This window comes from Candidatus Hydrogenedentota bacterium (assembly GCA_019637335.1).
Taxonomy (GTDB): Bacteria; Hydrogenedentota; Hydrogenedentia; order Hydrogenedentales; family JAEUWI01; genus JAEUWI01.
The window spans coordinates 48413-75113 of record JAHBVV010000013.1; the positions used below are offsets into that span (position 1 = coordinate 48413).

General features: G+C 64.7%; 19 protein-coding genes and 1 tRNA gene. 5 read left to right on the top strand and 15 right to left on the bottom strand.

Features of this window, described 5'->3' with window-relative positions:
• Positions 1-42 precede the first annotated feature (42 nt).
• Positions 43-1395 (bottom strand): PQQ-binding-like beta-propeller repeat protein, encoded by a 1353-nt coding sequence (locus tag KF886_14910; GenBank protein ID MBX3178648.1) that lies wholly within the window; start codon positions 1393-1395, stop codon positions 43-45.
• A complete protein-coding gene (locus KF886_14915; GenBank protein ID MBX3178649.1) occupies positions 1392-2681 on the bottom strand; it encodes a glycosyltransferase family 4 protein in 1290 nt (429 codons plus the stop codon). The genes KF886_14910 and KF886_14915 overlap by 4 nt, the downstream gene beginning before the upstream one ends.
• A 264-nt stretch (positions 2682-2945) precedes the next feature.
• On the opposite strand from KF886_14915, the gene KF886_14920 reads away from it, so the two are divergent.
• The 3 genes from KF886_14920 to KF886_14930 are packed head-to-tail and all read left to right on the top strand — an operon-like array spanning position 2946 to position 5503.
• Complete coding sequence (locus KF886_14920) at positions 2946-4256, top strand: PQQ-like beta-propeller repeat protein (protein ID MBX3178650.1); 1311 nt, start codon at positions 2946-2948, stop codon at positions 4254-4256.
• A 60-nt stretch (positions 4257-4316) separates the two neighbouring features.
• Positions 4317-4817 carry a hypothetical protein gene (locus tag KF886_14925; protein MBX3178651.1) on the top strand — a complete coding sequence of 167 codons (501 nt, stop codon included), beginning with the start codon at positions 4317-4319 and terminating at the stop codon, positions 4815-4817.
• Positions 4814-5503: a sulfite exporter TauE/SafE family protein gene (locus KF886_14930; GenBank protein ID MBX3178652.1), complete on the top strand. Its 690-nt coding sequence runs from the start codon at positions 4814-4816 to the stop codon at positions 5501-5503. Before KF886_14925 ends, KF886_14930 begins: the two co-directional genes overlap by 4 nt.
• 345 nt (positions 5504-5848) lie before the next feature.
• Here KF886_14930 and KF886_14935 read toward each other — a convergent pair whose 3' ends face one another.
• The 13 genes from KF886_14935 to KF886_14995 form a co-directional block, all read right to left on the bottom strand.
• Positions 5849-7078, bottom strand: a complete 1230-nt coding sequence (locus tag KF886_14935) for a PQQ-like beta-propeller repeat protein (GenBank protein ID MBX3178653.1) — start codon at positions 7076-7078, stop codon at positions 5849-5851.
• A gap of 53 nt (positions 7079-7131) precedes the next feature.
• Positions 7132-8646, bottom strand: a complete 1515-nt coding sequence (locus tag KF886_14940; GenBank protein ID MBX3178654.1) for a (2Fe-2S)-binding protein — start codon at positions 8644-8646, stop codon at positions 7132-7134.
• Between the two features lie 12 nt (positions 8647-8658).
• A complete protein-coding gene (nuoE, locus tag KF886_14945; protein MBX3178655.1) occupies positions 8659-11109 on the bottom strand; it encodes an NADH-quinone oxidoreductase subunit NuoE in 2451 nt (816 codons plus the stop codon).
• Complete coding sequence (locus KF886_14950; GenBank protein MBX3178656.1) at positions 11106-12866, bottom strand: PQQ-like beta-propeller repeat protein; 1761 nt, start codon at positions 12864-12866, stop codon at positions 11106-11108. Before KF886_14950 ends, nuoE begins: the two co-directional genes overlap by 4 nt.
• 9 nt (positions 12867-12875) lie before the next feature.
• Entirely contained in the window at positions 12876-14141 is a 1266-nt protein-coding gene (locus KF886_14955) for a 4Fe-4S binding protein (protein ID MBX3178657.1), read from the bottom strand.
• Positions 14138-14710, bottom strand: coding sequence for a ferredoxin (locus KF886_14960; GenBank protein MBX3178658.1), 573 nt, complete (start codon positions 14708-14710; stop codon positions 14138-14140). Before KF886_14960 ends, KF886_14955 begins: the two co-directional genes overlap by 4 nt.
• Positions 14679-14906: a hypothetical protein gene (locus KF886_14965; protein ID MBX3178659.1), complete on the bottom strand. Its 228-nt coding sequence runs from the start codon at positions 14904-14906 to the stop codon at positions 14679-14681. Before KF886_14965 ends, KF886_14960 begins: the two co-directional genes overlap by 32 nt.
• 58 nt (positions 14907-14964) lie before the next feature.
• A complete protein-coding gene (locus tag KF886_14970) occupies positions 14965-15981 on the bottom strand; it encodes a hypothetical protein (protein MBX3178660.1) in 1017 nt (338 codons plus the stop codon).
• A 10-nt stretch (positions 15982-15991) separates the two neighbouring features.
• A complete protein-coding gene (locus KF886_14975) occupies positions 15992-17473 on the bottom strand; it encodes a PQQ-binding-like beta-propeller repeat protein (GenBank protein MBX3178661.1) in 1482 nt (493 codons plus the stop codon).
• Positions 17474-18003: 530 nt separating this feature from the next.
• A complete protein-coding gene (locus KF886_14980) occupies positions 18004-19374 on the bottom strand; it encodes a VCBS repeat-containing protein (protein ID MBX3178662.1) in 1371 nt (456 codons plus the stop codon).
• 360 nt (positions 19375-19734) lie between these two features.
• Positions 19735-21846, bottom strand: coding sequence for a hypothetical protein (locus tag KF886_14985; GenBank protein ID MBX3178663.1), 2112 nt, complete (start codon positions 21844-21846; stop codon positions 19735-19737).
• Between the two features lie 38 nt (positions 21847-21884).
• Positions 21885-23117: a tetratricopeptide repeat protein gene (locus KF886_14990; protein ID MBX3178664.1), complete on the bottom strand. Its 1233-nt coding sequence runs from the start codon at positions 23115-23117 to the stop codon at positions 21885-21887.
• Positions 23114-25351 carry a PAS domain S-box protein gene (locus KF886_14995; GenBank protein ID MBX3178665.1) on the bottom strand — a complete coding sequence of 746 codons (2238 nt, stop codon included), beginning with the start codon at positions 25349-25351 and terminating at the stop codon, positions 23114-23116. Before KF886_14995 ends, KF886_14990 begins: the two co-directional genes overlap by 4 nt.
• Before the next feature lie 316 nt (positions 25352-25667).
• Here KF886_14995 and KF886_15000 point away from each other — a divergent pair.
• Positions 25668-25744: transfer RNA gene (locus tag KF886_15000), tRNA-Pro, on the top strand.
• A gap of 107 nt (positions 25745-25851) precedes the next feature.
• Positions 25852-26691 (top strand): SRPBCC domain-containing protein, encoded by an 840-nt coding sequence (locus KF886_15005; GenBank protein ID MBX3178666.1) that lies wholly within the window; start codon positions 25852-25854, stop codon positions 26689-26691.
• Positions 26692-26701: the final 10 nt, after the last annotated feature.

Here is a 26701-nt window from a genome sequence, read left to right on the forward strand (position 1 = left end):
CCTCTCGTCATGGTGTGGGGTCCTGGATGCGGTTTCAGCGTGTCAGGCGCCCGGGGCGCCGAATGCCGACAGGGATCCATCCTTACCGCCCACGACAATCTTATTGTTGATGATGGAAGGCGCGGTGATTTCGTCGCTGACCTCGTAGGACCAGAGCAGTTCGCCGCTCGCCAGCGCGAGCATGTAGAGCACGCCGTCCGCGCCGAAAATCACTTTGTCGCGGGCGATGACCGGGGAGGTCGGCAGGCCCTTGGCGTCAAATTTCCAGCGCTGCTCGCCGGTTGCGCGGTCGAGGCAATACACGAACTCGTCCATGCTGCCGTAGACGACGCGATCCGGGCTTACGGCGGGTGTGGTGAAGACTTCGGCGCGGGTGTCGTCGTTGGTCCAGACGATTTCGCCCGAGGCGAGGTCGGCGTGGATGAATCTTCCGCTGTGGCTTCCGGAGAAAACGGAATTGCCGCGTATGGCCACGCCGCCGGCGACCTGGGAGTCGTCGCCGACGGCCATGTTCTTCAGGATGGATCCGTCGGCCGCGCTGATGGTGTGCAGCGCGGAAGCGCAACTTCCAAAGGCGATGATCCCGTCACCCGCGGCGGGGGACCCATCACATCGGTCGATGGGCTCGCTTCTCCAGAGCGGGGTCCCGTCCGCGAGGGCGAGGCAGTGCAGGGCGCCGTCATCCTGTCCGACGACATAGACCCGCGCTTCGGGAAGGGCTTCGGAAGCGGGCTGGTAGGTGATCGCCCCGAGAATGGCGCTCTCGATGTCGCGCTTCCACTTGATGTCGCCGGAAGCGGCGTCAAAGGCGTACACGACGCCGGCCATCGTGCCCACGAACACGGTGGATTCGAAGCAGGAGACGGGCGCGTCGATGCGCGCGGGTTGCTCGGCGTTTTCATTGATCGCGGGGCGCGTGAGTTGCTTTGACCAGACTTTCTTGCCGGTGAAGTCGACCGCGACCACCTCGCCCCGGCTGGTTGCGAAATGGAGCAGTGACTCCGATGCGACAGGGCCCTGCAATATGGGCGTGCTTGTCTGGAAGCGCCACAGGCGCGCGGGGGCGTCGGGCAGTTCCGCGTTCGAGAGGCCGGCCAGGTTGGCGTCGCCGTGATAGGTGGACCAGGTCGCGGCGGCGCGATCGGGGCCCTCGTCCGGGGGGAGGGCGACCGGCTGTGGCGGCGCAGCTTGTTGCGCGGCTGGCGGTTCGGGATCTTCCGCTGGCGCGGGATCGGGCGCGCCCGCCGGGGGCATGTCGCTGGAGGCCACGGAATCGCTTGCGGGCGGTTGGGAGGGGGCCTCCACGGGAGCGAACCAGCCCTGGAAGAAGCCCCAGAGCAGCACAATCAACATGATGACGAAAAACGGCGCCATCGAAATCAGTTTGTCTTTCATCCTTGGGTCACCTTTGAATACAGGGCGATCATGTCCGCCGCCATGCGCCGGGTGGAGAAACTGCGGGCAACGCCTTCCCGGCCCTGGTGGCCGAGCGCGCGGGCCCGATCCGCATCGAGCAGCAGCCCCTCCAGCGCCGCCGCGAGCGCGTGTGCGCCGCCCTCGTAGAGCACGCCGCCGCCCGCCGCCTCGACGATCTCGGGATAGGCTCCGGCGCGCGGCTGCACGACGGGCACGCCGGCGGCCAACGCCTCGATGATGAAGAGACCGAACGCCTCGCCCTCGGCGTTTGGCACGCACATGGCCGACAGCGATTGTATGAAGGCGCGGCGGTGTTCCACGTCGAACTCATCGAGGAATTCGGCGTCTTCGTCGAATCCGTGTTTGTGAAGTTTGCGTTTCAGGTACTTGACGTAGGTCACGTCCGCGCCCACTTGGCCGCCGGTCGCGCGGAGCTTCAGTTTCTTGAGGCGCGGGTGTTGTTTCAGCTCGATGAAGGCGTCCACGAGCGTGCCCAGGCCGAGAGACTCGGTCATTTTCGAGAGGTAGCCGATCACGGGCGGTTCGAGCGTCATGGGGGCCTGCGGGACGTCATCGCACTGGATGCCCAGGTGGATGATGTGTACCTTCTCCGGCGGGAGTTCAACGCGCGCCATCATTTCGTCGGCATACCAGCGGCTGACGGCCACAAAGGCGTCGATGTCGCCGGCGCGCTGGCCCATGGCCTCCCAGCAGAGCCGGTTATAGGGATCATCGATCGCGTCGAGCCAGGGCTTTTCGTCCTGCAGGCTGCACAGGAGCGGCACATTCAGGCGGCTCTTGATGGCGCCCGCCATGCCGAGCAGCAGCGCGTTGGACAGGTGGACGACATCGGGCCGCTCCTGATCGGCGAGCCAGGCGATCATCCGGTCGAGTTCTTTTTTCTGGTTGCCCTCGGGGCCCTGGAGCATGGAAAGGGTCATGGGGCCGAGGCCGGCGGCTTCCGTTGTGCCCTCTTTTTTCGCGGCGCCTTTCAGGAGCCAGGCGGTGTCGAAGAGCTTGTCCAGCCAGCGCGGCGTTTTCCGGAAGAGGGCGAATTTCTGCTGGAGATAGCAGTTGATCCCGCCGAAGAATACTGGCACGCCCTTGCTCAACTCGTCCGAATCCACCAGGACCGGCAAATAGACCGGCACCATCAGCACTTCGTGGCCCTGCCGGCGCAGTTCCCGCACGAGCTCGATGTCGCGCATGCAATTCTGGCAATAGAAGGTGCCGCCGGTGCCGGGAACGATATACACAATCTTCATGTCGTGGCGGTGTCCTTATTTCCCGCGCCGCGCTCGGACGTTTGGGTTCTTGCGGCACATTCCGCGGCGTTTGGGCGCTGGCGGTATGTTGCAGGCGCGGGCGCGGTTCCTTTAGAGTTGTATTCAGGCTGCGGGCACAGTATGTCGCTTGGGTGTTCCGCCGCCTCTTCTGGCGTCATTATAGGGCGCCCGGTAGCAGGGCCGCCAACCGGGTCCGCCAAACACGGGCGGAAACCAAGCCCCATTCGGGTAAAGGAATTCTTCATGCTGTATTCAACGCTCTACCGGACTGGATTGTGCTCTTTGTTGGCGATTGCCGCGGGTCTCTGCGCGGGCGCCGAGGACTGGCCGCATTGGCGCGGCCCCAACCACAACGGAACGGCGGAGGCCTCGGGCCTGCCGGGGCAGTGGAACCAGCAGAATATCGTTTGGAAGACCCCGATGCCGGGGCAAAGCTCCGCGTCTCCCATCGTTATCGGAGACCGGATATTCTGCACCTCCAACAGCGCGGATCTGACCACACTCTCCGGCCTGTGCCTGAGCCGGGACACGGGCGAGGTGCTGTGGCAGAAGGAATTTGTGCGGGGCGTTGAGCAGCCGCGGCGGAACACGCTGGCGTCCCCCTCGCCGGTTTCCGACGGCACGCACGTGTACTTCATGTTCGGCACGGGCGACCTGATCGCGTGTGATCTGGATGGCAACGTGAAGTGGACGAAGAGCCTGGAAAAGGAATACGGCCCGATCAGCCCGCAATTCGGGTACAGCTCCACGCCGCTGTTGTTCAAAGGGAACCTTTACATTATGATCATCCGCGGCCAGTGGGATCGCGCGCAGCTCGACGATTTCACGGACGAGGACTCGTACGTGATCTGCATGAACCCGGCGAACGGCGAGGTGATCTGGCGGACCCACCGCAATAGCGACGGGCGCGACGAGGCGATGGATTCCTACGCGAGCCCGATGCCCTACGAGCATGGCGGCGTTTCGGCGATTCTGACCCAGGGCGCAAATTATGTGATTGCGCACGACGCGGCGACGGGCAAGGAACTCTGGCGCCAGAACCACAACCCGGACATGGGCCGGATGTGGCGGCTGATCCCCTCGCCGATGGCGGCGGACGAGCTGGTGATCGGGGTGCAGCCGCGGGGCCAGGCCGCGTTCGCGATCCTGCCGGAAGAAGGCAAGACGATCGCCTACAAGGATTCGAAGTGGATCTTCGACGAGAAGACGACGGACGTTCCGTGTCCGGTCTATTACGGCGGGCGGGTTTACCTGCTGAACGGCGTGCGCGGGCTCCTGTTCTGCCTGGACCCGAAGACGGGCGAGCTGCTGTGGACCGGGGACTTGAGTAACGAAAACTACAGCCGCGTGTGGGCGTCGCCGGTGGCCGCGGACGGGAAGATGTACTGTATGACGGAGGAGGGTCAAGTGATTACGCTGGCGATTGGCGACGAATTCAAGGTGCTTTCCCGGAACATGCTCGGCGGGAGGGAGTGCAAGGCCACGATCGCGATTTCCGGCGACAGGCTTTTCGCTCGCACGTCGGACGCGCTGTATTGCATCGCCAATAAGTAAGAGCAGGAATAACAGACCGGGCGTGCGGGCGGGGGCCCCGCGGCCGGATTGGCGGTACCAGTGATTCTCCTCAAGCGAATAACGGCGGGCGCGCTATTGGCTTTCGCGGCGGGAAGTCTGGCCTACGTGATTGCCGGTGGGCCGGCGGGGGAATCGGGGCGGGGCGCGCGAACGGTTGGGGTGTCCCCGGGCGCGGCGGACCCGGCCGCGCCCCCGGATCTCATCGTCTACTACATGGACATGGGCAAGGACTGCACCACGTGCCTTTACCTGGAATCCTACACCCGGGAGACGCTGGAGCGGCATTTTGCGGACGCGCTGGCGTCCGGCCGCATCGAATGGCGCCGGCGCGACCTGAATGATCCGTCCAACGCCCACTATATTCGCGAGTTCCGGCTCTACACGAAGTCGGTGGTGCTGGTTCGGCAGGTGAACGGGGATCCGGTGCGCCACGAGAGCCTCAGCCGCATCTGGGAGCTGGTGTACGACAAGGAAGCGTTTCAGGCGTATATCCAGCGCGAAGTGAGGCGCTTTCTGGACGATCCCGAGGCGCTGGAATGAGCGGGATACTGGCGGCGGCCGGGCCGTGTTTCTTGCTCGGGATCATGACGGCCATCAGCCCCTGTCTCTTCGCGACGAACGTCGCGGCGATCACGTTTATCGCGCGGCGCATTGATCGGCCTCGTCTGCTCCTGCTGGCGGGCGCGGGGTACACCCTGGGACAGGCGGCGGCGTTTCTGCTGCTCTCGGGCGCGGTAATCTGGAGCCTGGTGACGATCGAGCCGGTTTCGTACTGGCTTCAGCGGTACATGTTTCGCGTGCTGGGGCCGATCTTGATTGTGGCGGGCCTGTTTCTAATCGAATTGATCTGGGCCGATCTCGGCACGGGCCGCCTTCGCGCCTTCGCACAGCGTCAGGGGAAACGGGGCGGCTTCGCGACGGCGGTGCTCCTGGGCTTTCTATTCGCCATTGCGTTCTGCCCGACGTCCGCCGCGCTGTTCTTCGGGGGGCTCATCCCGCTGGCGCTGTCGCACGAGTCGAGCGTGGCGCTGCCGCTGGCCTACGCGGCGGGGGTCTCGGCGCCGGTGCTCGGCATTGTGCTCGTTGCGGGGCTCGCTGCGAACGTGCTTCAGCGTTTCGCGGGCCGCGTGCGGGGGGTGGACCGGTGGATGCGCCGGATTGCCGGGGCCGTTTTCATCGGGCTGGGATTCTATTTCACGCTGCGGTATTCCCTGGGTCTTTGGTAGGGCGCCGGGGGGAATGTCTGGGGCCCTGTTGCGCCTTCGGCGCGGTGGACAGCCGGACGGCTATCCTGCTTTTTGCGGACCGGAATGTTCGCGGGCCTTGTGCGCCTTCGGCGCAGTACACAGGCGGGACGCCCGCCTCCGGCGCGTCATGGACCTGTGCCACTTTCCTTTCGAGGTGGTTTTGGTGGGGGGCAGGGGAACTTTTGGAGATGGGCTCACGTTGCCGCGGACACGAATGTCCGCGATCCTTTGCGGCTTCGGCGCATTGGACAGCCGGGACGGCCATCCTACTTTTTGCGGACGGGTTGAGTGTGCGCGGTGGCGGGTATGTCTGTGTCCCCGGGTTTACTTTGCGGCGATGTCGTAGGACCAGAGGTATTCGCCGCGGCGGATGTAGAGGCGTCCATCGGCGATCACGGGGTGCGCCCAGTGCTTTGCGTCGCCTTTTTCCACCTTGAAGTGGCCGGTTCGCTCGAACTTTTCCGGGGTGGCCCGGACGAGGTTCACGATGCCTTTGGCGGGGCCTTCGTAGGCGTAGAGCATGCCGTCGGCGTAGACGATTGCGCTTTCCGCGACGTCCGGCGAGCGCCACATGATCTCGCCTGTCTCCAGGTTGAAGCAGAAGATCTCGCGGCCGGAGCGGTGGGAGGTTCCGTAGATGTAGCCGTCTTTCAGGACCACGCCGCCGTGCAGCGTGTCCATCTCGGTGTCGGTCCAGATCGGGGTGATTTCCGAGCCGTCTTCCGAGAGGCGCAGCGCGACGCCGCCCATCTGGCTGCCGGCGACGAAGAAGAGGATTCCGTTTTCGTAGACGGGGGTATTGGCATGGATGTCCCAGCGATCGGGGTGGTCGCGCGTCCAGAGCACCTCGCCCGTGTCGGGGTTTGCGCCCACCAGGCCCTTCGCGGACATGCTGACGAGGATGCGGCGCCCGTTGTGCACGATGATGTCGGGCGAACAGTAGGCGGAGGGATCGCTGAAGCCCTTGCTGGTCCAGGCGGTTTCGCCGGTGTGCTTGTCGAGGGCCGCGAGGCCGGCATCGGGGCCGCCGGGCGCGCAGTAGACATAGCGTTCGTCCACGAGGGGTGACTCGGCGATGTCCCACTGGATCTGTGTGCCGTTGAAGCGGTCCATGAGGTCCACCCGCCAGGTGATCGCGGGCGTTTTCAGGTCGAAGCGGTAGACCACGCCCGGCCCGGAGATGAGGTAGCCCGCGTCGCCCTCCACGGTAAGGGTGGAGCGTGCGCCGGGGGCCTGGGAGTCGTCGCTCTCGAGGCCGTAGGGGAGCCGCCACTTCTCGCTTCCATCGAGGTTCAGGGCGAAGAGAACGCCCTGGTCCCCTTCCAGCATGCCGGGCACGTAGATGGTGTCTCCGACCACGGTTGGCGAGGCGTAACCCATGCCGATGAAGTCCACTTCCCAATGCAGCGCCGGGCCGCCTTCGGGCCAGGCCTTCAGCAGGCCAGTGTCCTCGAAATGGCCGGTACGATCGGGGCCGCGGAACTGGGGCGCATCGGCGGCGTTTGCGGCGGCGGCCAGAACGATCAGGGCGGGGACAGCGCATAGACGGGCCATGGGATGGGTACTCCTGGTTTCAGAAAGGGTTCGAGGCGCAGCGGGGGAGCGGTCTAGAGTTCGATCCAGACCGTGGTGTGGCAGTTCTCGATGTCTTCCTTGTCCCGGAAGGCGATGGCCGCCGTGGGGCAGGCCGCGACGCATTCGGCGGCGGACTTGCGCAGGCCCTCGTCGAGCGAGCGCTCGAAGGGGACCTTGATCTCCATTTCGAAGCCGCGCCCGCTGAAGGCGAGGCCGATTTCCTCGCCGTGCATGCGCGCTATTTCGACGCAGAGGCCGCAGCGGATGCATTTGCCTGGCTCCAGGTAGACATCGCCGCCGAGGCCGACGAAGCGGACATCCTTGGTCTCGGTGGTGTTGTATTTTCGCTGCTCCGCGCCGTATTCGTGCGACCACTTGCGGAGCGTGCAGGTGACGCGCTTGCGGCAGTCGCAGTGGAGGCAGCGGCCGGCTTCCTTTCTGGAATCGCCCAGCGGCTCTTCTTCCAGGATTGGCTTGACCAGCATGGCCTCCTTGTTTTCGTTGTGATCGCGCATGTCCTCCATCTCCGCCTTCACCATTTTGCCGATGCGCGATTCGAAGAGCTCCTTTTCCGGCTGGGGGTCGACGCTGGTCATGTAGCGGTCGACCCAGGCGGCGGTGGTCTTGCCGTTGCCCACGGCCATGACGGTGAGCTTGTGTTCCTTCGCCAGGAAGACCTTGCCGGCGGCCTTGCCCAGGCTGGTGCAGGCGAGGATCACGGCGTCGTAATCCTCCTTGAGCGCCTCCAGCATCTCCTCGTCGACGCGGGTGTTGTAGCGGAAGTCGATACCCATCCGCGTAATGAAGGCGATCTCCGTGTCCAGCACGTGTTTCGGGAGCTTGTCATCGTCCCAGTCGCGCAGCTTGCCGCCGGCCTTCTCGTCTTTCTCGTACATGGTGACGGCGTGGCCGCGTTTGCGCAGGACCCAGGCGGCGGCCATACCGGTGGCGCCCGCGCCCACGATGGCGACTTTTTTGCCGGAATCGGGCGGGCATTCGAGGAGTTCGGGGTTCTCCTGGAGCGATTTTTCCGCGACGTTCCGGTGGAGCATGCGGATTTTCATGGTCTCGTCGTAGCTTTTGCGGCGGCAGGGGTTCTCGCAGGGGGCGGGGCAGACGTAGCCGAGCGTCCAGGGGATGACCAGCCCGTTGTGGATCGTATACGCCGCTTCGTCGAATTCGCCTTCGTAGATCTGGCGCATCATGACGGGGATATTCATCGAAGCGGGGCAGGTGTGCGCGCAGGGGGCTTCGCAATCGCCGATGTGCTCGCTCAGGATGAGTTCGAGCACTTCCTTACGCGCCTCGCAGACATCGCCAGTGTCGGTTTCGATTTCCATGCCGTCCTGGGCGAGCGTGGAGCAGGAGGAGTGGAGCTGGCCGGTCTTGGTGTTGCGCACCGTGCAGAGCATGCACGAGTTCATGGGGCGGACGCCTTCCCAGTAGCACAGCGTGGGGATTTCGATCCCGAGTTGCCGCGCGGCCTGGAGCAGGGTCTGGCCCTGTTCGACCTCGATCGCCTGGTTGTTGATGGTCACGGTTGGCATGGATAGCTCCTGTCAGCCTCTTGACCCGGCCTTAATTGCGTCCACCGGGCAGGCCACCAGGCAGTAATCGCAGCGGGTGCATATACTCAAGTCAATGTGGTGCATCTTGTAGGGGCCGCCGTCGATACAGTCGACCGGGCAAACCTGCGCGCACTTGGTGCAGCCGATGCAGTTGTCCTCGACCCAGTAGTCGATGAGGGGCTTGCACTTGCCGGCGGGGCATTTCCCGTTCACGTGCGCCTCGAACTCGTCGCGGAAGTACATGAGGGCGGTGAGGACGGGGTTCGGGGCGGTCTTGCCGAGTCCGCAGAGGCTCTGGCTCTTCACGACCTTGCCGAGCTGCTCCATGAGCTCCAGGTCCTGGGCCTTGCCCTGGCCGTTGCACAGGCGCGTGAGCATTTCTTTCAGGCGCATGGTGCCGATGCGGCAGGGGGAGCACTTGCCGCAGGATTCGTCCTGGGTGAATGAGAGGAAATAGCGGGCCATTTCCACGATACAGTCGGAGTCGTCCAGGACGACCATGCCGCCGGAGCCCATCATGGCGCCGACCTCGACGAGGGCTTCGTAGTCCACGGGGGTGTCGGCCAGGGATTCGGGAATGCAGCCGCCGGAGGGGCCGCCGACGAGCATGGCCTTGAATTTCCGGCCATCGGCGATGCCGCCGCCGATGTCTTCGACAATCTGGCGGATGGTGATGCCCATGGGCACCTCGATGAGGCCGCCGTTGCGGATTTTCCCGGCCAGGGAGAACACCTTGGTGCCCTTGCTCTTTTCGGTGCCGAGTTTCGCGAACTCCTGCGCGCCTTTGCGGACGATCCAGGGCACGACGGCGAGGGTTTCGGTGTTGTTAATGAGGGTGGGGCAGCCGTAGAGCCCGCAGGTCGCCGGGAAGGGCGGGCGCATCGTGGGCATGCCGCGCTTCCCTTCGAGGGAGGCGATCAGGGCGGTTTCCTCGCCGCAGACAAAGGCGCCGGCGCCTTCCTTCACGCGCAGGTGCAGGTTCTTGCCGGAGCCGAGGAAATTGTCGCCGAGGATGCCGGCTTCCATGCAGTCGTTGATCGCGCGGCGCATCTGTTTTGTGGCGAGGGGGTACTCCGCGCGGATGTAGAGGATGCCTTCATCCGAGCCGACCGCCAGGGCGCTGATGATCATGCCCTCGATCACGCGGAAGGCGTAGGACTCGAGGATCATGCGGTCCATGAAGGCGCCCGGATCGCCCTCGTCACCGTTGCAGATGATATATTTCTTGCCGGTGGGGGCCGGGGCGTCGTGGACGAACTGCCATTTGCGCCCCGTGGGGAAACCGGCGCCGCCGCGGCCGCGCAGGCCGCTTTCGAGGATCTCGTCGATAATGCGCTGTGGCGTCCAGGCCTGATCGCTCCGGGGGAGGTCGCGCAGGGACTTGCCCTGGTGGCGCGCCAGGAGAATATCGCCGGTGATTCGCCCGAAGAGGCAGCGCTCCAGCGCGGCGAAGCCGCCCTTCTTCAAGTATTCGTCGAGGTTGTGCGGGTCGATCTCGCCGTGGTGCTCGGTGGCGATGTGCAGCTGGTTGCCCAGGAAGGCGGTGACCTGCGGGTCGCGCACCACGCCGTCGTGCCGCTTCACGGCGTCCTCGCTGGTGTCGGCATCCACATAGAGATTGTCGGCCCAGCGGAGCGCGGCGGAACGCAGGCGCGCGATGGGATTCTTCGGGGCGAAGTGGCGCGAGATAATGGTGGGCACATCGTCCACGGTAACCCGGAGGTACATGGCGGGCGGCTTGTCCCCCTCGACAATTTCGAGTACCGGGACCTGGTGGCACATGTGCACGCAACTCACGTGTTTTACCGGCACGGTGGAGTGGATGGACGCGAGGGCCTCTTCGACCGCGGCATCGATGCGGTCGGTGCCGCCGGCGACGCAGCACGAGTCGAGCCCGATACGGATTTCGGCCCCGTTTTCGACCACCTCGCGTTTAATCTCGTTGTGCCGATCGCCTTTCCGGCCCTCGCGCTGCTCGAAGTCGCGCATGGTGGCCTTGACGGAATCGGGGGCGACGTTGGCGTAGGTGACGCCATCGACCTGCATGGCGGGGGCCAGGGAGCAGCAGCCGATACAGGCCACTTTCTGGATGGTGTACTTGCCGTCGGCGTCGGTGTCTTCGCCCTTTTTGAGGTTGAGGTGCTCCGCCATTGCCTCGTGCACGTCCTCGGAACCCTTGACGTGGCAGGCGGTGCCATCGCACAGGCTGATGACGTGTTCGCCGACCGGGTCGCGGCGGAACTGCGAGTAGAAGGAGGCGACGCCCTCGATGGAGGCGGGGGTGATGTCGGTCAAATCACAGACGCGCTGGAGCGCATCGCCCGGGAGGTAGCGGTATTCCGACTGGATCGCCTGGAGGATCGGGATCACCGCTTCCGGGCCGTGTCCGGCTTTTTCGACAATTGCGTCGATTCGGGTCAGGTCTACCGTTGCCTGTGTCATGGCGCCTCGATACAGTAAAGTTTTTCCGGGGTTCGCAGATACACCCGGTTATCCATAAAGGCGGGCGTCGCAAACGCGGGCTCGCCGAGGCTGAACCGTGCCAGCTCCTCATACGCGCTTCCGGTGCGGAAGACGTACATATTCCCCTTCAGGTCGGCGATATAGATGCGGTCGCCCACGAGGATCGGGGATGCGTAAAAGCCGTCTTCCACTTCCTCCACCCACAGGGTTTCCCCGGTCTTCGCGTCCAGGCAGACGATGTCTCCGATGGCGGTGCCGAAGTAGAAGCGATCGCCGTCGCCGACGGGGCTGGAGACTTCGGGAAGCAGCTCGTTGAATTCCCAGGAGACCGTGGCGGTGACGGCGCCTTCGGCGCCTTCCAGGGTAACGCCGGAGGCGACCGCGTATTCGTTGGCGACGAAGACCATGCCGTTGGCGTAGGCGGGCGAGGGGGAGACCTCGCCGCCGAGGCACTTGACGGACCAGAGCAGGTTGCCGGTAACCGGGTCGTAGCCGTCGGCGTCCTGTTCCGAAGCGAGGATCACCTGGGGGCCAAAGGTTGTCTGGGCGAGGATGGGCGAGGCCCAGGAAATCTTGTTGCGTTCGGCGACCCAGGCATCTTTTCCGGTGCTGATATTCACGCCATGGAGTTTTGGTTCCACGGCCTGGTCGTACTGGACGTAAAGGATGTCTCCGTAGGCGAGGAGGGAGGAGGAGTGGCCGTAGTGGTTGTCGGGGATGCCGAAGCTCCGGCCCCAGCGCTGGTTGCCTTCCTGGTCGAGCGCGACGAGGTCGCCGTTTGCGAATAGCGCGAAGACGAGATCGCCATGGGCGGCCATGGTGGAGGCGGCGTGTCCGGTGTCCTCCATGACGTCGGGGGCCTCTCGCGGCGAGGTCGGCAATGCGTTGATGGTTTTTTTCCAAACGAGATCGCCGGTTTCGGTATCGTAACATGCGACCTCGCGCACGGTTTCGTCGGCGCTGGAGATGTAGAGGCGGTTGCCCCAGATGACGGGCGAGTTGTGGCCCGGCATAGTGAGATCGGCGGACCAGCGGACGCCCTCGCCGCTCTCCACATCCCAGGAGACGGGGGCGGTGGTGAAGTGGGCGACGCCGTTGGCGCCGGGCCCGCGGAAGCTGGGCCAGTTGACGAGCATTTCGTCCCACGCCGGCGCGGTGACGGCGGCGGCGGCCTGGCCCGCGCCCGCGGCGCTCTCCGCGCCGCCTTCCGCGGCGGCCGGTTGCGCGAGCAGCTCGGCTGTGAGCGCGGTCTCGCTGAAGTATGAGGTCATCATGCCTCCCGCCAGCAGGCCGATGCCGGCCCAGGTAATCAAATGGCGCGATTGCGCGTAGGCCAGGAACTCCTTGTCGGCCGTCGGCACGTCCGCCAGTTCGGGCAATTGGGGGCGCCAGCGCATCATGTTCTTGAACGCGATCAGGAAGATGGAGACACTGCCCAGAAGCACCCAGGCGCCGATGCGCAGGTGCGTCTGGCTTGTGAAAAACGCCTTCCGGGTGATCAGGTCCAGATCGCGGATTCGCTGGGCCAGGGCCTCGTCCTTCTCCGGGGCGTTTGCGTACTCCACGCGCAGGTAGGTCAACAATTCGTGGTTGACCGGGTCGGCGCGCTTGATCATCCAGTAATTGACGATGATCAGGATAAACACCAGCAGGGAAAAGAGGCCCGCAACGATTGTAATTGTACTAGAGAGACGCCAGAGGAAGTCGCTCTTGTCAAACTCCCTTTTTTCAAGCATTCGGAAAAACTACGCTCCTTCTTCAACTGGGCAATACGGATAACAACGCCCGCAGCTGAAGCAGGTTTCCTTATGCGGTTCGAAGATCGTACGTTTCTTGATGACCGACAGTTCGATCAGCTTGATGCTGATGATCAGGGCCAGGAACGCGCCCAGGAGCGCGCCGCCCGTCTTGAACTGTTCCTTTATCGCCAGCGACTCCGCATGGAGTTGCGCCGCCGTCTTCCCTTCGACGCGGAAGGTATCTGCTTGCAAGTTGCCGCGCTCGGTGATAATACCACGATCCTCGAGCGCAATGCGCTCGCTGAGGCTTACGGTGGGGTGCATGCGCGAAAGGGGCTCATACATCATGTACCCGCCGAGGGCCCCGAGCAGGATGAACACCGGGGCGAGAAAGACGAGCCCGCGGATGCGTTTCTTGCCCTGCGCGGGGTCTTCCACGAGGTGGCGCGGCGTGGGCATGTCGATGGCGTTGTAGGGGCAGGAATCCTCGCAGAGGCGGCATTCCACGCACGGGGAGGGGGGGATCTGGAGGTGGAACTTGGAGAAGCGGGACATCCAGCCCAGCAGCACGCCGTAGGGGCAGAGGAACCGGCAGTAGGGCCGTGCGATGAAAACGCCGATCAGGAGGATCAGTGCGGCGGCGATGAGCATGCCGAAGTTGTCGTTCAGCCGGTAGAGGCGCACGAAGGGGTCGTAGCGGCAAATCAGGAAGCCGGCGCCGGTGGCGACGCCGAGAATCGCGAGGCCGAGGTAGATGTACTTGCCCAGGCCCAGGACGCGCTCCAGGGCCGGTGAAATCCGGATGGGGGCAATGGCCACGAGCTCCTGCATGGCCCCGAGCGGGCAGACGGAGGCGCAGAACACGCGGCCGAAGAACAGGGAGAAGAGCAGGGGCAATACGAAGAAAGCGACAATGATCCAGGAAACCGCCACATCGGGCAGGAAAATGGCGGCGGCGACGTTTTGCGTCGAGCCGACGGGGCATATGCAGCCCTGGCGGTAAAATCCGAAGAAGAGCAGGGAAAACACACTGACCCCGAAGAGGCCGCGCCGCGATCGGGCCTTGAACACGAGCCAGGTGGTGAGGGAGAGCGCGCCGAACAGAATGAGCGCTTCCCACCAGGTATTGCGCCCGTCCGGGGGCGGTATGAAGAGGTACGGCATGGCGTACTCGGTCTCGAAGTCCGGCGGCGCGAACTTGAGCTCGATAGCGTGTGCCGTGCTTACGAGGAATGCGGCGGCGGCCGCGATGGGTGCAACTGGGGTTCTCATGACAGTGCCGGTGGGTGGGCGAGGTAGGTGTCGCCGGTCAGGAACATATAGGGCTGGGACTGGGGAACTTCGCTGAAGCAATCGGAGGGGCAGGATTTCGCGATCGAACATTCGTTGCAGTTGATGCAGATGTCCTGCCGGATTTGCAGGTAGAAGGATCCGTTGCCGAAAATGAGGCAGGCTTTAACGCACTTGGCGCAGCCAATGCACTTGTCTTCGTGGATCTTGTACTCGTAGTACGGGGCCTCGATGTATTTCCGCTCGATCGCGGCGGTGGGGCAGAGCTGGTTTTCCGCGCCCGAGTCGAGATCGCGCGATCCCGGCTGGAGGTAGCCGAAGCACAGGTCGCAGTAGCCGCAGATATCGAACTGGTTGAGGCATTTGACCGCGCTGGGGTTCAGGACGCAGTGGGTGGTGCACTGGCCGCACTGCGTGCACTTGGCCGGGTCGAGCTGCCAGTACTTCGCCTCGGCCTTCTCGCCCACGGCCATCCAGGTCGCACCGGTGAACGCCGCCGCGCCGGTAAAGCGCATGAAATCACGCCGGTCGATTTTTTTTCGCTCGCTCATCGGGATCCAGCCCTTTCTCCGGCAGGGAACAGCTATGGTTGGCCCAGCACTCATTACAGAGCGTGGTGGTCTCAAAACATTCCTCGGGGCTTCGGGAGCCATGGACCGCGGCCAGCGCCACGCCGCCCATGCCCAGCATTGCGCCCCTGCGCACGAGACTGTTCAGGAACTCTTGCCGGTTCATATCCTGAGTCATCGATCTCACCTCCTCGGGGCGGCCGCGCGCCGGTTGTGGCGCGGGAGCGATCCCCGGTTCACTGCGTGTTGGGCTTCGCCGCCATCTTCGTTTCGTTCGCCTCGAAAATGCGGACGCTGTTTTTCTTCGGATCGAGCACGAGGATCCGGTCGTCGGGGTCAACGGCCAGGTCGCCGATGCCCTGGGGGAGCTGGAACGCGCTGGAGCCGACGACCAACTCCTCGAATTCGCCGGAAGTCACTTCGAAAATCTTGACCCGCACGGGGCCCTTTTCGCCGGTTACCAGGCGGCCCTCGCTGTTGAACGCGATTTGGACGGGGTTGCAGCAGCCCGAGAAGCTGTCGAGCCGGGTCACATCCGCGCGGTACCAGGAGGTCACGATATCCCCGTTGCTGCGGTAGCGCTCGAGGCCGAGCTTGCCGGGATTGACAACCCAGAGGTGCCCGTCGCTGTCGAACGCCAGGTCGAAGTAGGGGCTGGGCACTTCGAGGCCCGGAACGTCGCGCGCCTCGTCGGTCTCGCCGATGCGATTGAGCACGGTTCCGTTGTAGTCGATCCGGAGCACGCACCGGCTTGCGGCGTCGGCCAGGAAGATCTCGTCTTCGCCCGCCGCGATGGCGGTAATGAGGGAGCGCGCGGTGAAATCGCCCCAGACGGCCTCAATCTTTCGGTCGGTTCCGATGAGCGCCACGCGATCGTCGAGGCCGGCCAGGAGGCGCCCGTCGGGTGTGAAGTCGAGGCAGGTCACGGCGCCGTCCACGGGGATGCGTTCGATTTCCTTTCCCGATGCGTCGTAGACGGCGATGGCGTCCTTGCCGCCGATATAGATGTTGCCCGAGGCATCGGTTTTGAGGGCGCGGGGCATTTCGACTGCCGGTGTGATTTCGCCGGTCTCGGCGAAACGGGTATCGACCTGATCGACCGCGAGTAGCGCGGTGATATCGTACTCGAGGTTGGGTCCGGGTTCGGGAAACTTGTTCCCGGTGGTGGTGAGATAGAAGTAGAGCCCGGCGATGGCCGCCATGACCACGCCCCACGCATAGGGGTATTTGGGCTTGTGTACCGGTTCTTTCATATCACGCCTGTCAGCCTGCTGCCTGGCCGGTTCCAAGATTGACGCACGCGAGGTTGTTCATATCGCGGAGCAATAGCCGGTCGCCCGCAATGGCCAGTGGCCCCCACGCATCGTGGCCGTGGAGCACCTGCGCCTCGCCCAGTTTCCTGAATTCCCGGGCCGTCGCGTCGATCATGGTCAGTGTGCCGTCGTCGTCCAGTATATAGAACTTTCCATCCGCCAGCAAGAAGGGACCCAGCCCGAAGCGATTGTCATTACCACTTGACCAGACCAAATTGCCTTCGGTGTCAAAACAGACAAATTGCGCCTTCAGCGCGCCGGCATCCTTGGGCATGATGGAGTAGAGGTAGCCGTCGTGGAAGATGGGGGTTTGCTGTTCGCAGGCCAGCCCTTCCTCCGGCGCGGTGCGCGCGAGGATCTCCGCGGTTTGTCCGCCGGCGCCGCCGTCCTTTATCTGCAACATCATGGCGCCGGTGCTGTAGCCGGCGGTGACGTAGATTTTGTCATCACCGGCTGGAACCGGGGAGGGCGCCACCACTTTGGCTTCCCAGGGCACGTCCCAAAGCAGCTTGCCCGCGTCGGGGCCATCCGCCGCCACGCCGGCGACGCCGCCGATGGCGCTGTAGACGTAGATATTGCGTCCCAGCATGGTCATGGGAATGACGGAGGAGTGGGACATTTTCCAGCCGCGCGGGTTCGGGGCTTTCCAGAGCACCTCGCCGGTTTCGCAACTGACGGCCATCATCAGCACCTCGGGGCCTGCGGGCGCCAGGATGACGGCGTCGTCCACAATCGGGGGGCACTGGCCGGCGTACCAGAGCGGCTCGTCGGAGCCGTAGTCGCGCTGGAGGTCGATGCCCCACCGGAAGTCCCCGGTGTCCGTGTCGAGACACACCACGTGGCATTTGGGGCCCATGGTCACGACGTATTTTTCGGTCACCGCCGGGATGGTGCGGGACATGCCGTGGTTTCGCTTAATGGCAATTTCATACGAGCGGCGCCAGATTTCCTTGCCATCCGCGAGCGAAAGGCACCGCAGGACGTCGGCGCGGCCCTCCATGTCGTAGTCCATCAGGAATACGCGGCCGCCCAGGACAGCCGGCGCGGCGTACCCATCGCCGATGGGCAGGGTCCACTCGATTTTCGGGCCGTCCGCGCCCCAATCGGACGCGAGCGGGGGGCCGTCCAGCACGACATTGTCGGAGCGTGGGCCCCGGAATTGCGTCCACATGCCGGGAAGGTTGGCCGGTTCGCCTTCGCCCGCGAAGAAGACGCCGGATAGATCCGGGCCGCGCGCCATCAAGGCGCTCTGGTCGGGTTGTCCGTCCGCGCCCGGGACCTGGACAGCGACGACGAGCGAGGGGCTGCTCGACAGCCAGAAGATGAGGGAGGAGAAACCGAGGAGGGTGCAGACCGCGCCCGCGGACCACATCGCAATCAGGTTGGCCCGGCGGTCCTGATCGAGCGCGTTTACATCAAATCGCATCGTCACGGTACAACAAACTACCTATAGTTCCGGCCCGCCGCCCTCGTGCGTCAGCCACCGCAGGCAAGGGCGTCACGCGCCGCACTTACTGTACGCGTTTACAAGGCGTGAAATCTACCTGTAGACGGAACACGGTACGCTTTCGATCCATTCCGTAAAGCTCGAAAAGCGTGTTATGTGTTCCAAAAGAGGATCATTTTATTTTGGGTGGCGGTCTGGTAGTATCGCGCGTCGACAGCGGGGAAGTAAGAAAAGCCCTGGTTTTTCGGTTCGACTGAGGCCCACCATGATACGGGCCTTCAGCCCTGGCCGAATTCGTCGTCATTTCCTGGGCCTGCGGCCCAGGCTGGTATGATCTGCGCCTTCGGCGCTGAAGAAACGAGATTCAAGGCTGAAGGCCTGTTTCAAATCAGCCTGGGCTATCGGTTCAGGCAACGGAATCCAATAGGTACTGAGGGCTGAAGGCCCGCTTCATAGCGCTCGAAATTCATCGGTAATATCATCAAATCTGTCCCCTTTGTCCTTGATCGGGGTGTTCACGGGCTGTAGTAATTGTAGGTCAGCTTGTTCTGGCGGTAATGGCGCTGTTCCCAGAGGCGGGGCTGGTCCGGGCGCGGATTCGGGTCGGGATTGTGGTAAATCTTGAGGCGGTTGCCCTCCCAGGAGATCAGCTCTTCTCGCCAGTCGCCGGAAACATCCGCGACGTGCAGGCGCGTGGCGTTATCGTCGAATCGGGCGACGAACTTGCCCGTCATCGGGTCAAACACGCCGAGATCGCCCGCGCCGTGTCGCTCTTTGGCGGCTGCGAGTTGTTTTTCGCCGCCGGTCCAGTCGATGCAGTAGATGAGCTCGACGCCCGACGCCGTCCAGCCTTCGGGTTTTACGGCGTCGAGTTCATAGTGCGCGATGATCTCGCCCATGGCGTCGTGTACCCAGGGTTTCTGGCCGGTGTTGTAGCGGCTGCGGCACCAGATTTCGAGGCCGGGCCGATCGGGGTCGAAGTCGCCCACCGCGGCGTTCTGGGGTTCCTGGTGGTCGTAGTGGGTTTCCCAGAGTAATTCTTTCTCGTTATACAGGAAGATCCGGTTGCCTCCGCCCTCTTCCAGGGCCACCACTTCGAGACCGGGCAGGTCGGGGCGCACGTCATAGACGAAGATGGAATCGATGTGCCCCTTGAGGGGGATAATGGTCAGGAATTCGCCGGTGTGGCTCACCATCGTGCCGCCCAGGACCTCGTCGCGTCCGTCGCCGTCGAGATCCGCCACGCGCGCGCCGTTGTGGGCGCAGGTGGTGAAGTCGGCACGCTGCCAGAGGGGCGTCGTGTCGCCGGATTGGAGGGCGTCCAGCGCGTAGGCCGCGATGTGGTGTCCGACGCGGTAGCCCTGGTTGTTGGTGGCCTGGAGCAACAGGTCGCGCTCGCCCTGGCCCCGGAAATTGGCGACAACGAGGTGTTCCCAGCGGTCCGTTCCCTCGGGGTGGGGCGGGTTGGCGGTCCAGCGGAGTTCGCCGGTGGCGCCGTCCAGCACTTCGAGGCCCTTGGCTTCGGTCGCGCCGCCGAGAAGATAGAGGACCTCCGTCTTGCCGTCGCCGTCGATATCGACGGCGGTTACGCCCGGGGCATTGTGGCCGGGCAGTCCCACCCGCTCCGAGGAGCCGCCCACGCGCACGTCGGCCTTCCGGAGCCAGAGCTCCGCGCCATCGTGGCTGTAGGCGCCGATGACGCCGGGGGCGGTAACGAGGTAGTCGAAGCGCCCATCCCCGTTCAGATCGGCCACCAGGATGCCGCCGGCGGAATCCTCCGCTACGGGGAAGGCGAGATCGATGACGAAGGGGTTGGCGGGGTATTGCGTGGCGGTTGCCGCGGCGGCGAGCGCGATCCCGATGATGGCGGCGATTGGTCTGATCATGCTGGATTTACCCTCTGTGTCGGTTTGTTGGCGCGCGCGCCGGATCGGGCGATAGGCGCCCGAGCCAGTATTCGCGGAGCAAGCCCCCCACTATAAGATGCCCTGAAGGGCCGCCAGGTTTCATTTTTTGGTAACAGTTTAGCCGTCTGAAGCAAAGAAGTTTTTCAACCACGAATGAACACGAATTCACACGAATAAGAGAGACGATTGGCCGGGTTCGAAGACTCGAATGGAACGATTGCAGGTCCGCCATTCGAGCCGTTTGAAGAGGGGAATTTTCCCACAGATTTGCACACAGATCTTTGGAAAAAAACTCCCTTAGTTGCGTCTCTCCGCTGGCCTTTGGAGGCTCTTGCCGGGTCAGTCGATTTTTGTCTCCGTAATCTCCCCGGTATACACCACGTTGTCCCAGTCCTCGATCCCGATGACCTCTTTGGCGAAGGCGATGGCCTCCTCCTGCGCGTCGGTTTCCAGCGCCTGAAACACATACCAGACGGGCTTTTTCCCGAGGGGCTCGTCTTCGTCGTCGGGGAATCGCCGCAGGCCGATGCGCAGGCCGCCCTCGTGCCGGTTGTCCACCCAGTTGTGGAAGTGAAACATCGAAACCGACTTCAGCGGCGCCAACTTTTTCCAGGCGTAGGCCATCGAGGCCGCCTGATCGCGGAGCGACGCCTCGGAATAGTCCGGCGAGTTGGGCCCCTGTTCGGTGAATTGCACATCGCGCACGATCTCGTCCTTGTAGCGCGCTTCGGGACGGTGCGCCCACGCATCGATCACCTCGAGGTTCTTGAAGGTGATGCGTGGCGTGTCGAAGGAATACCACGCGGTCTCGTCTTCCCAGGCGCGCGGGTCGCGCAGGTCCTCGGGGTAGGGGTGCAGCGCGACGCCCCACGGGAAATCGCCCTCGGCCTGGCTGAATTCCAGCAGGAGCGCCAGCAGGTCGCGCCCCTTGTAGCAGTGCGGGTTGTAGATCGAGTTCCAGTGGTGCTCCAGGGAGATATACACCCGCGCATGCGGATCGTACTGCCACGCGATCAGCTGCGCCATCCGCATCGACTTGTGGTATGCGTCCATATAGCGCAGGGCCGATTTCTCGCCCATGTTCGTCCAGACCCACCCGGAGTTTACTTCGTTGTGCAGGATCCAGTGGTGGATCCGGCCAAACGCCCCGTCCGGGCGGCTGTAGCGCTCCGCGAGGAAGTTCAGCGCCGCCGCATACGCCGCCACACCCTCGGGGCCCGTGAAATTCGGCATGACAAAAATCCCCGCCGGGTCCGCGTCCGGATGCGCGACGAGCCGGCGGAAATCGCCCTCCGCCGCGCCTGTCGCCTGGTTCACCAGGATGATCGCCGACACGATCAGGCCGTGCGCGGCCGCGCCGCGCATCGTGTTGTCCAGCTGCGCCACCGCGCCGTCGTCGGTATACCACGTGCGCCCGCCATAGGCGCAGGGCGTTCGGCCGTCCCCCGGCGCCGTGCGCATGAAATGGTCCAGCAGAATGTTTACCGTCACCGCAGAGACATCGAGTTCCACCACATCCTCCACGGGACGCCCCGGCGAGAAGGCCCCGAGCCCCTTGCGGTTCCGGGGTTGCGCCGGTGTTAGCCCGGGCCGCGCGGCAACGCGCCCGGCGTACTGCGCGTGCGATTGCAGCGCCAGCGCCCCGGCTTCGCCCGATGCGAGGGCCCAGCGCGAATACAGCCGGTCGCGACCGTCCTCCGCATAACGCGGGATGGTCTTCGAAAAGGCCGATCCCGCCGGCGCCGTGACGGGCCAGCGCGGACCCGAAGCGTCTGGAAGCGTCGCTTCGACGGGTATCTCCACGAGATAGAACGCTATGGCGTCGCCCGAAGCGGGGGGGAGGGCGCCCCGAATACGAATCTGGTCCTCGGTCACTTCGATATCCAGCGCCGCGCCGCCGGGGCTGCGCAAGTACGCCGACAGCGCCGCGTCCAGCGCGGCCTCCCGCTCTTTCGCCTCGGCCGCGCGCGCCGCCAGGGCCTGCTCCTCGGCGTTGAGCGGGCGCACGGCCATATTCCGGATCTGCACGGTATGCCCGGCGGCGCGCCCGAAATCGATCCGCAGCCGGCGGACCGGCGCCTCCAATTGATCCAGTAGCGGCGCCAGATCGATGCGGTGCGCCGACCATCCCTGGCTCGCGCCCAGACCCGGCGCGTGCAGGCTCGCGTCCTCGCGCACCGGCGGATCGGCGAAAACCTGTACCGGTCCGGTCCCCGTCAGCGAGAAGTATTCAAAGGCCAGCACCGGCGCCGACCGGAGATCCGTCCCTTCGGGGAAGGGTGTCGTGTAGACATACGGATCGCTCCCTGTAGTCTCGATTTCCACCGCGCCCCCGTCCGCATCCCGCACCACCGCGTCATGCGCGCCTTCCGGCACAAAACTGAGGGCAACCTCCTCCGCCTTCACATCCAGCGCCAGCAACATGCCAACCAGCCCAAGAATCCGAACCATACCTACCTCGTTTTCCACTACAGCCTAAAATCTAAAGCCTACAGCCTGACTTCCCCCAGCGCGGCATAATCCAACCCGTACACCGCGCGCAGGGCCGCTTCCACCGCCGCGCCGCCTTTCAGTTTACTGATAAACGCCGCCATCTTCTCCGCGCCGCCCGCGTCCCAGAGGCGCTGCACCGCGGCATGGGCCTGCGCGTAGGCCACGGCCAGCGCGTCCTTCTCCAGCGCCTGAAGCTGGTTCGATTCGAGGTCACGAAGCGCGTGCAAGGCCCCCGCGTGCGCCGCGCGGCTCAGCAGGCGCGCCCGGGACTGATCCATCTCCCGCGAAAAGGTATCCGCCAGCCCCTCGTTCAGCCACCACGGCGCCTTCGGCCCCAGATGGCTCACCACCACAACATGCACAAACTCGTGGGTAAGCCGCGCCGACAACGTGCGCCGGGGCAGGAAGCGCCCCCGCCGGTCGGTGATCGGCGCGCGGATCTTGCCGTCATACAGCGCGCCCACGTGGGCGGCGGTGTCGGTGGCCTCGGCAAATTGCGCGCCGTCGTACAGCACCACCTGCACCGTGCCCGGCGGCGTGAGCCCGCCCAGCCGCGCGGCGACGCTTTCCCACGCTTCCTCCAGCACGGAAAACACCAGATCCCGCGTTTCCTCCGAAAGCGCCTTCGCGTAGCTGATTTGGAAGTGGCCCTCGGCGTATTGCGCGAAGCCCGCCTCCACCGGCGCCTCCCGCATGAGCTTGTCGTACTTGCCCTGCAAATCCGGCCAGTCCGGACGCCCCGCGAGGGCCTTCTCCCAGGCCTCCCGCGCGCCGTTCAGGTTGTTTTTCTGGTAGCGCGCCTCACCGATCAGCGCCAGCGCCTCCACGTTGTCTGGCGCGCGCGAAAGCGCCTCGTCCAGCAGCCCGATCGCCTCGTCCACCCGGCCCAGGCGCAAGGCGTAGGATCCCGCCTGCGCCTTCGGCTCCGGGTTCTCCGGATCCGCTTCGGCCCCGAGCAATACCCGCGCCAGCGCCTCTTCAAACTGCCCCGCATCCGTCAGATCGTTCGCCATCGCCTGGTGGACGCGGCACACATTCCGGCGCAAAGAAGGATTCTGTGGGTCCAGCGCAAGCGCCTTCTCGAAGTGCTCCAGCGCCTCGGGATACCGCTTCGCGCTGAACGCGATGATCCCGAGTTCGTTCAGGCCGCGCGCGGGCTGCGCTTCCGCGCACGCCGCCGCGAGGAACACTAGGAGCAGGGGCAGCATGCGCGCGGTGGAATGGCTCATTGGAGACACCTCCCTACAGCTTCAATCAATCCGGTGGTAAGGAAAGGCTTGTTCAGGACTTCCATTATATTCGGTGGATGGGGGCGTCGAATACGCTCCTGATCCATGACGCCCGTGGCCATGAGCACCGGCATGTCCGGCGCGATCGCGTAGAAATCCGCCGCCAGTTCAAACCCGTTCTTCTCCGGCATGGTGTAGTCCACGATCGCGATCGCGAAGCGGCCGGGATTGGACTCGAAGGAGGCCAGCGCCGCCAGCGGATCGTTGAACACCTCCGGGATATACCCGTAACGCGACAGCACCAACTCCGCAAGCTGCGTGATGGAGACCTCGTCATCGACCACCAGCACCCGCGCCGGACGCGGCGTGGGAGGCGCTTCACCCTCTTGGGGCGCCTCGTCCCGGACCACGGCCCGGCAAACCGGGAACAGCGCGCGAACGGTGGCGCCGTTCCCCGGGCTGCTCTCGATCATCAAGCCACCCTGCATGGACCGCACAATCCCGTGCACGATTGCGAGGCCAAGCCCCGTGCCCTGGCCGACCTCCCGTGTCGTGAAGAACGGGTCGAGCAGCCGGTCGAACAGCTCCGGGGGAATGCCGGCGCCCGTATCCGCAATCTCCAACTGGACATAGTCGCCCGGCTCAATCGGCCCGGAAAGCGTCTCCAGGGGCGTCTCGATTCGGACCGGCGTCAGCGACACCCGCAACACGCCGCCGCCCTTTTCCATTGCGTACATGGCGTTGGTGCACAGGTTCGCGACCAGCTGGTGGATCTGGGTTGCGTTCGCGAGCACCGGCGGGCAGTCCGCCGCGATGGCGCGCTCGATCCGGATCGACGACGGCAGGGCGCTGCGGAGGAATCGCAGCGCGTGTTCGATTTCCGGCCCCAGCGGGATCGGGTCCCGCGCCACGTCGGATTTGCGGCTGAAGGTCAGGATCTGCGCAACCAGGTCCCGCGCCCGCTGGGCCGCGGTCTCGATCTCCCGCAGGCAAAGCGCCACCGTGTCGTCGCGTCCGGCCGGCCCCTGCCGCGCCAAATGCGCGAAGCCCAGGATGGCCTGGAGAATATTGTTGAAGTCATGCGCGATACCCCCCGCCAGCGTTCCCAGCGATTCCATCTTCTGCGCCTGGATCAGCTGCCGCTCGAGATCCAGTTCCCGCGTCACATCCCGCTTGACCGAAACATAGCTCACGACCGCGCCGGCGGCGTCCCGGATCGGCGAAATCGTCGCCTCCTCGGTAAAGAGCTGGCCGTCCTTCCGCCGGTTCACAAATTGGCCCCGCCAGGTTTCGCCCCCCTGAATGTTCTGCCACATCCGTGCGTAGTAATCCGGCGTCTGGCGTCCGCTCTTCAGGATGCGCGTGTTCTGGCCGATCACCTCCTCGCGCGTGTAGCCGGTGCATTCTTCGAAGGCCGGGTTCACATACTCGATGATGCCATCCAGGTCCGTCAGGACGATGGACTCCGCCGCGTGCTCCACCGCCAGCCGGAGACGTTCGCGTTCGATTTCCAGGCGCTTCCGATCCGTGATGTTGCGGATAAGCGCGAGCGCCGCGCGGTCCGCGCCCGGAACGATCCGCGCCTCGTAACTCCGGCGGTCATCCGGCCCGAAGTCCAGATCATATTCGAACACCGTGACCTCGCCACTTTCAAAGGCCGCCGCGATCCGCTCCAGGCAGCGCGCCGCGACAGGCCCCGGGATCAGTTCATCAACCCGTCGCCCGACAATTTCCGCGACGTTTGCGTAAAGCAGGTCATCATTGGACGCAAGCACATCTTCAATCACCCCCGTTGGATCCACACGAAACAGCAGATCGGGAAACGACGCCAGCAGCGACCGGCTCAGCGCCTCGCGCTCGCGCAGCGCGCTCTCGGACGCCCGGAGGCCCTCAAGCGCCTCGAGAAGCGCCCGGTTCTCCGCGGAAAGCGCCTCCGCCTGCCGCCGCACCTCCGCCAGGCGTCGCGCCAGCACGATCACAACCCCAGCCCCGCACAGCAACAGCCCTGCGGACCCCGCAAAGAACACCGCTGGAAGAATCGGACGTGGGGGTGGCAACGGGACTTCATCCGCCGGCCCTGCCTGCGCCAATAGCACCGCCGGCGCGCCGGAGTCCGCCAGGCGAATCGCGGCGGGCGCCGCCCCAAACACGAGAAACAGCGCCAGTGACGCGCGCGCCGCGAGGGGCCAGTTTGGCGCCCGCAACGGGTACAACCTGGATACGAGGTTTAGCAAGAACGGATTCCCATGAGGCGCGGCCCCATCCGGTTACGGTTCAACGCTGGAAGGTGGCAATAAACACAACTACCCCTCGCACGATCTCGCGCTGGTGCGCCTGGGTTTTGCCCAAAATAATGTTGCGCGACCGCGACCGCCGCACGCGATCACCGGAAACCGCCCGGCCAGCGCTAGCGTATCCGCTGGGCGCCTTCATGTCAAACCCCGCATGCCCCGCACGATCCGTGACGAAACCCATTTCACAACGCCCCCATCCCTGGCCGATCCCGCGCCTTGATACGGCCCGCGGATTTATTCTATACTTACGGAAATCCGGGGTGTAGCGCAGTCCGGTAGCGCACTTCGTTCGGGACGAAGGGGCCGGAGGTTCAAATCCTCTCACCCCGACCATTTTTTGGTCATCCGCCGCATCTGGCCAGTCCAGATGCGGTTTTTTTGCGTTGGGCTGGCCGCGCGGCTACCATGACCCTCCAGCCATTCCATGGGAGGGCAAGCAAATGGCCGTGTACAACCATCCCGCGGGCGGGCGCGCCGTTTCGGTATCGATTACCGTCCCCGGCGCCGCCGAACAGGTCTGGGACGCTATCGCGACCGGCCCGGGAATTTCTTCCTGGTTTGTCCCCACTGAATTTGAATCGGGACCCGACGGCGCGCCGGTCCGGGTTGTTTCGCACTTCAGCCCCGATGGAAGCATGGACGCGGTCGCGGCGGTCGTCACGTGGGATCCGCCCCGTTGTTTCCGCGCGGCCAGTGCGGATCTGGGTCCGGATGCGCCAGAGGTCATTACCGAGTGGCGCGTCACGCCGGTGTCCGGGAGCACTGCCCGGGTCGAAGTTACCCACATCATTGCGACGGACAGCCACGATTGGGATGCCCAACTCGAGCAGTGGGAGGGAGGCTGGCCCTGGTTCTTCCAAATCCTGCGGCTCTACCTCGGCGAGTTTCCCAGCCAGCCCTGCGTCGCATTTCGCGCCATGGGCGCCGCCGCCCCGCCCGCGGACGACGCCTGGGAGGCCTTTGCCAAGACGCTCGGCATCGCCGGGGCCGAGCCTGGCGCCCGCCGCGCCGCGCCGCCGGAACATCCGCCGGTGCGGGGTCGCGTCGCGCATGTCGCGCCTGGGGAAGGGGACTTCGGCGTCGTGCTGCGGCTGGACGACCCCTGCGCCGGCATCCTCTCGGCGTTCGCCCTGCCCATGGGCGACCACGTGTACCTCGTGCTCGATTTCTTCTTCTACGGGACGCAGGCCGCCGCCGCCGCGGAACGCTGGGCGCCGCGTTGGAAAGGCTGGATGCGAAGCGGATATCCGATGCCGCCGGATACGACGCCCGAACCCTGATGGCGCGGGC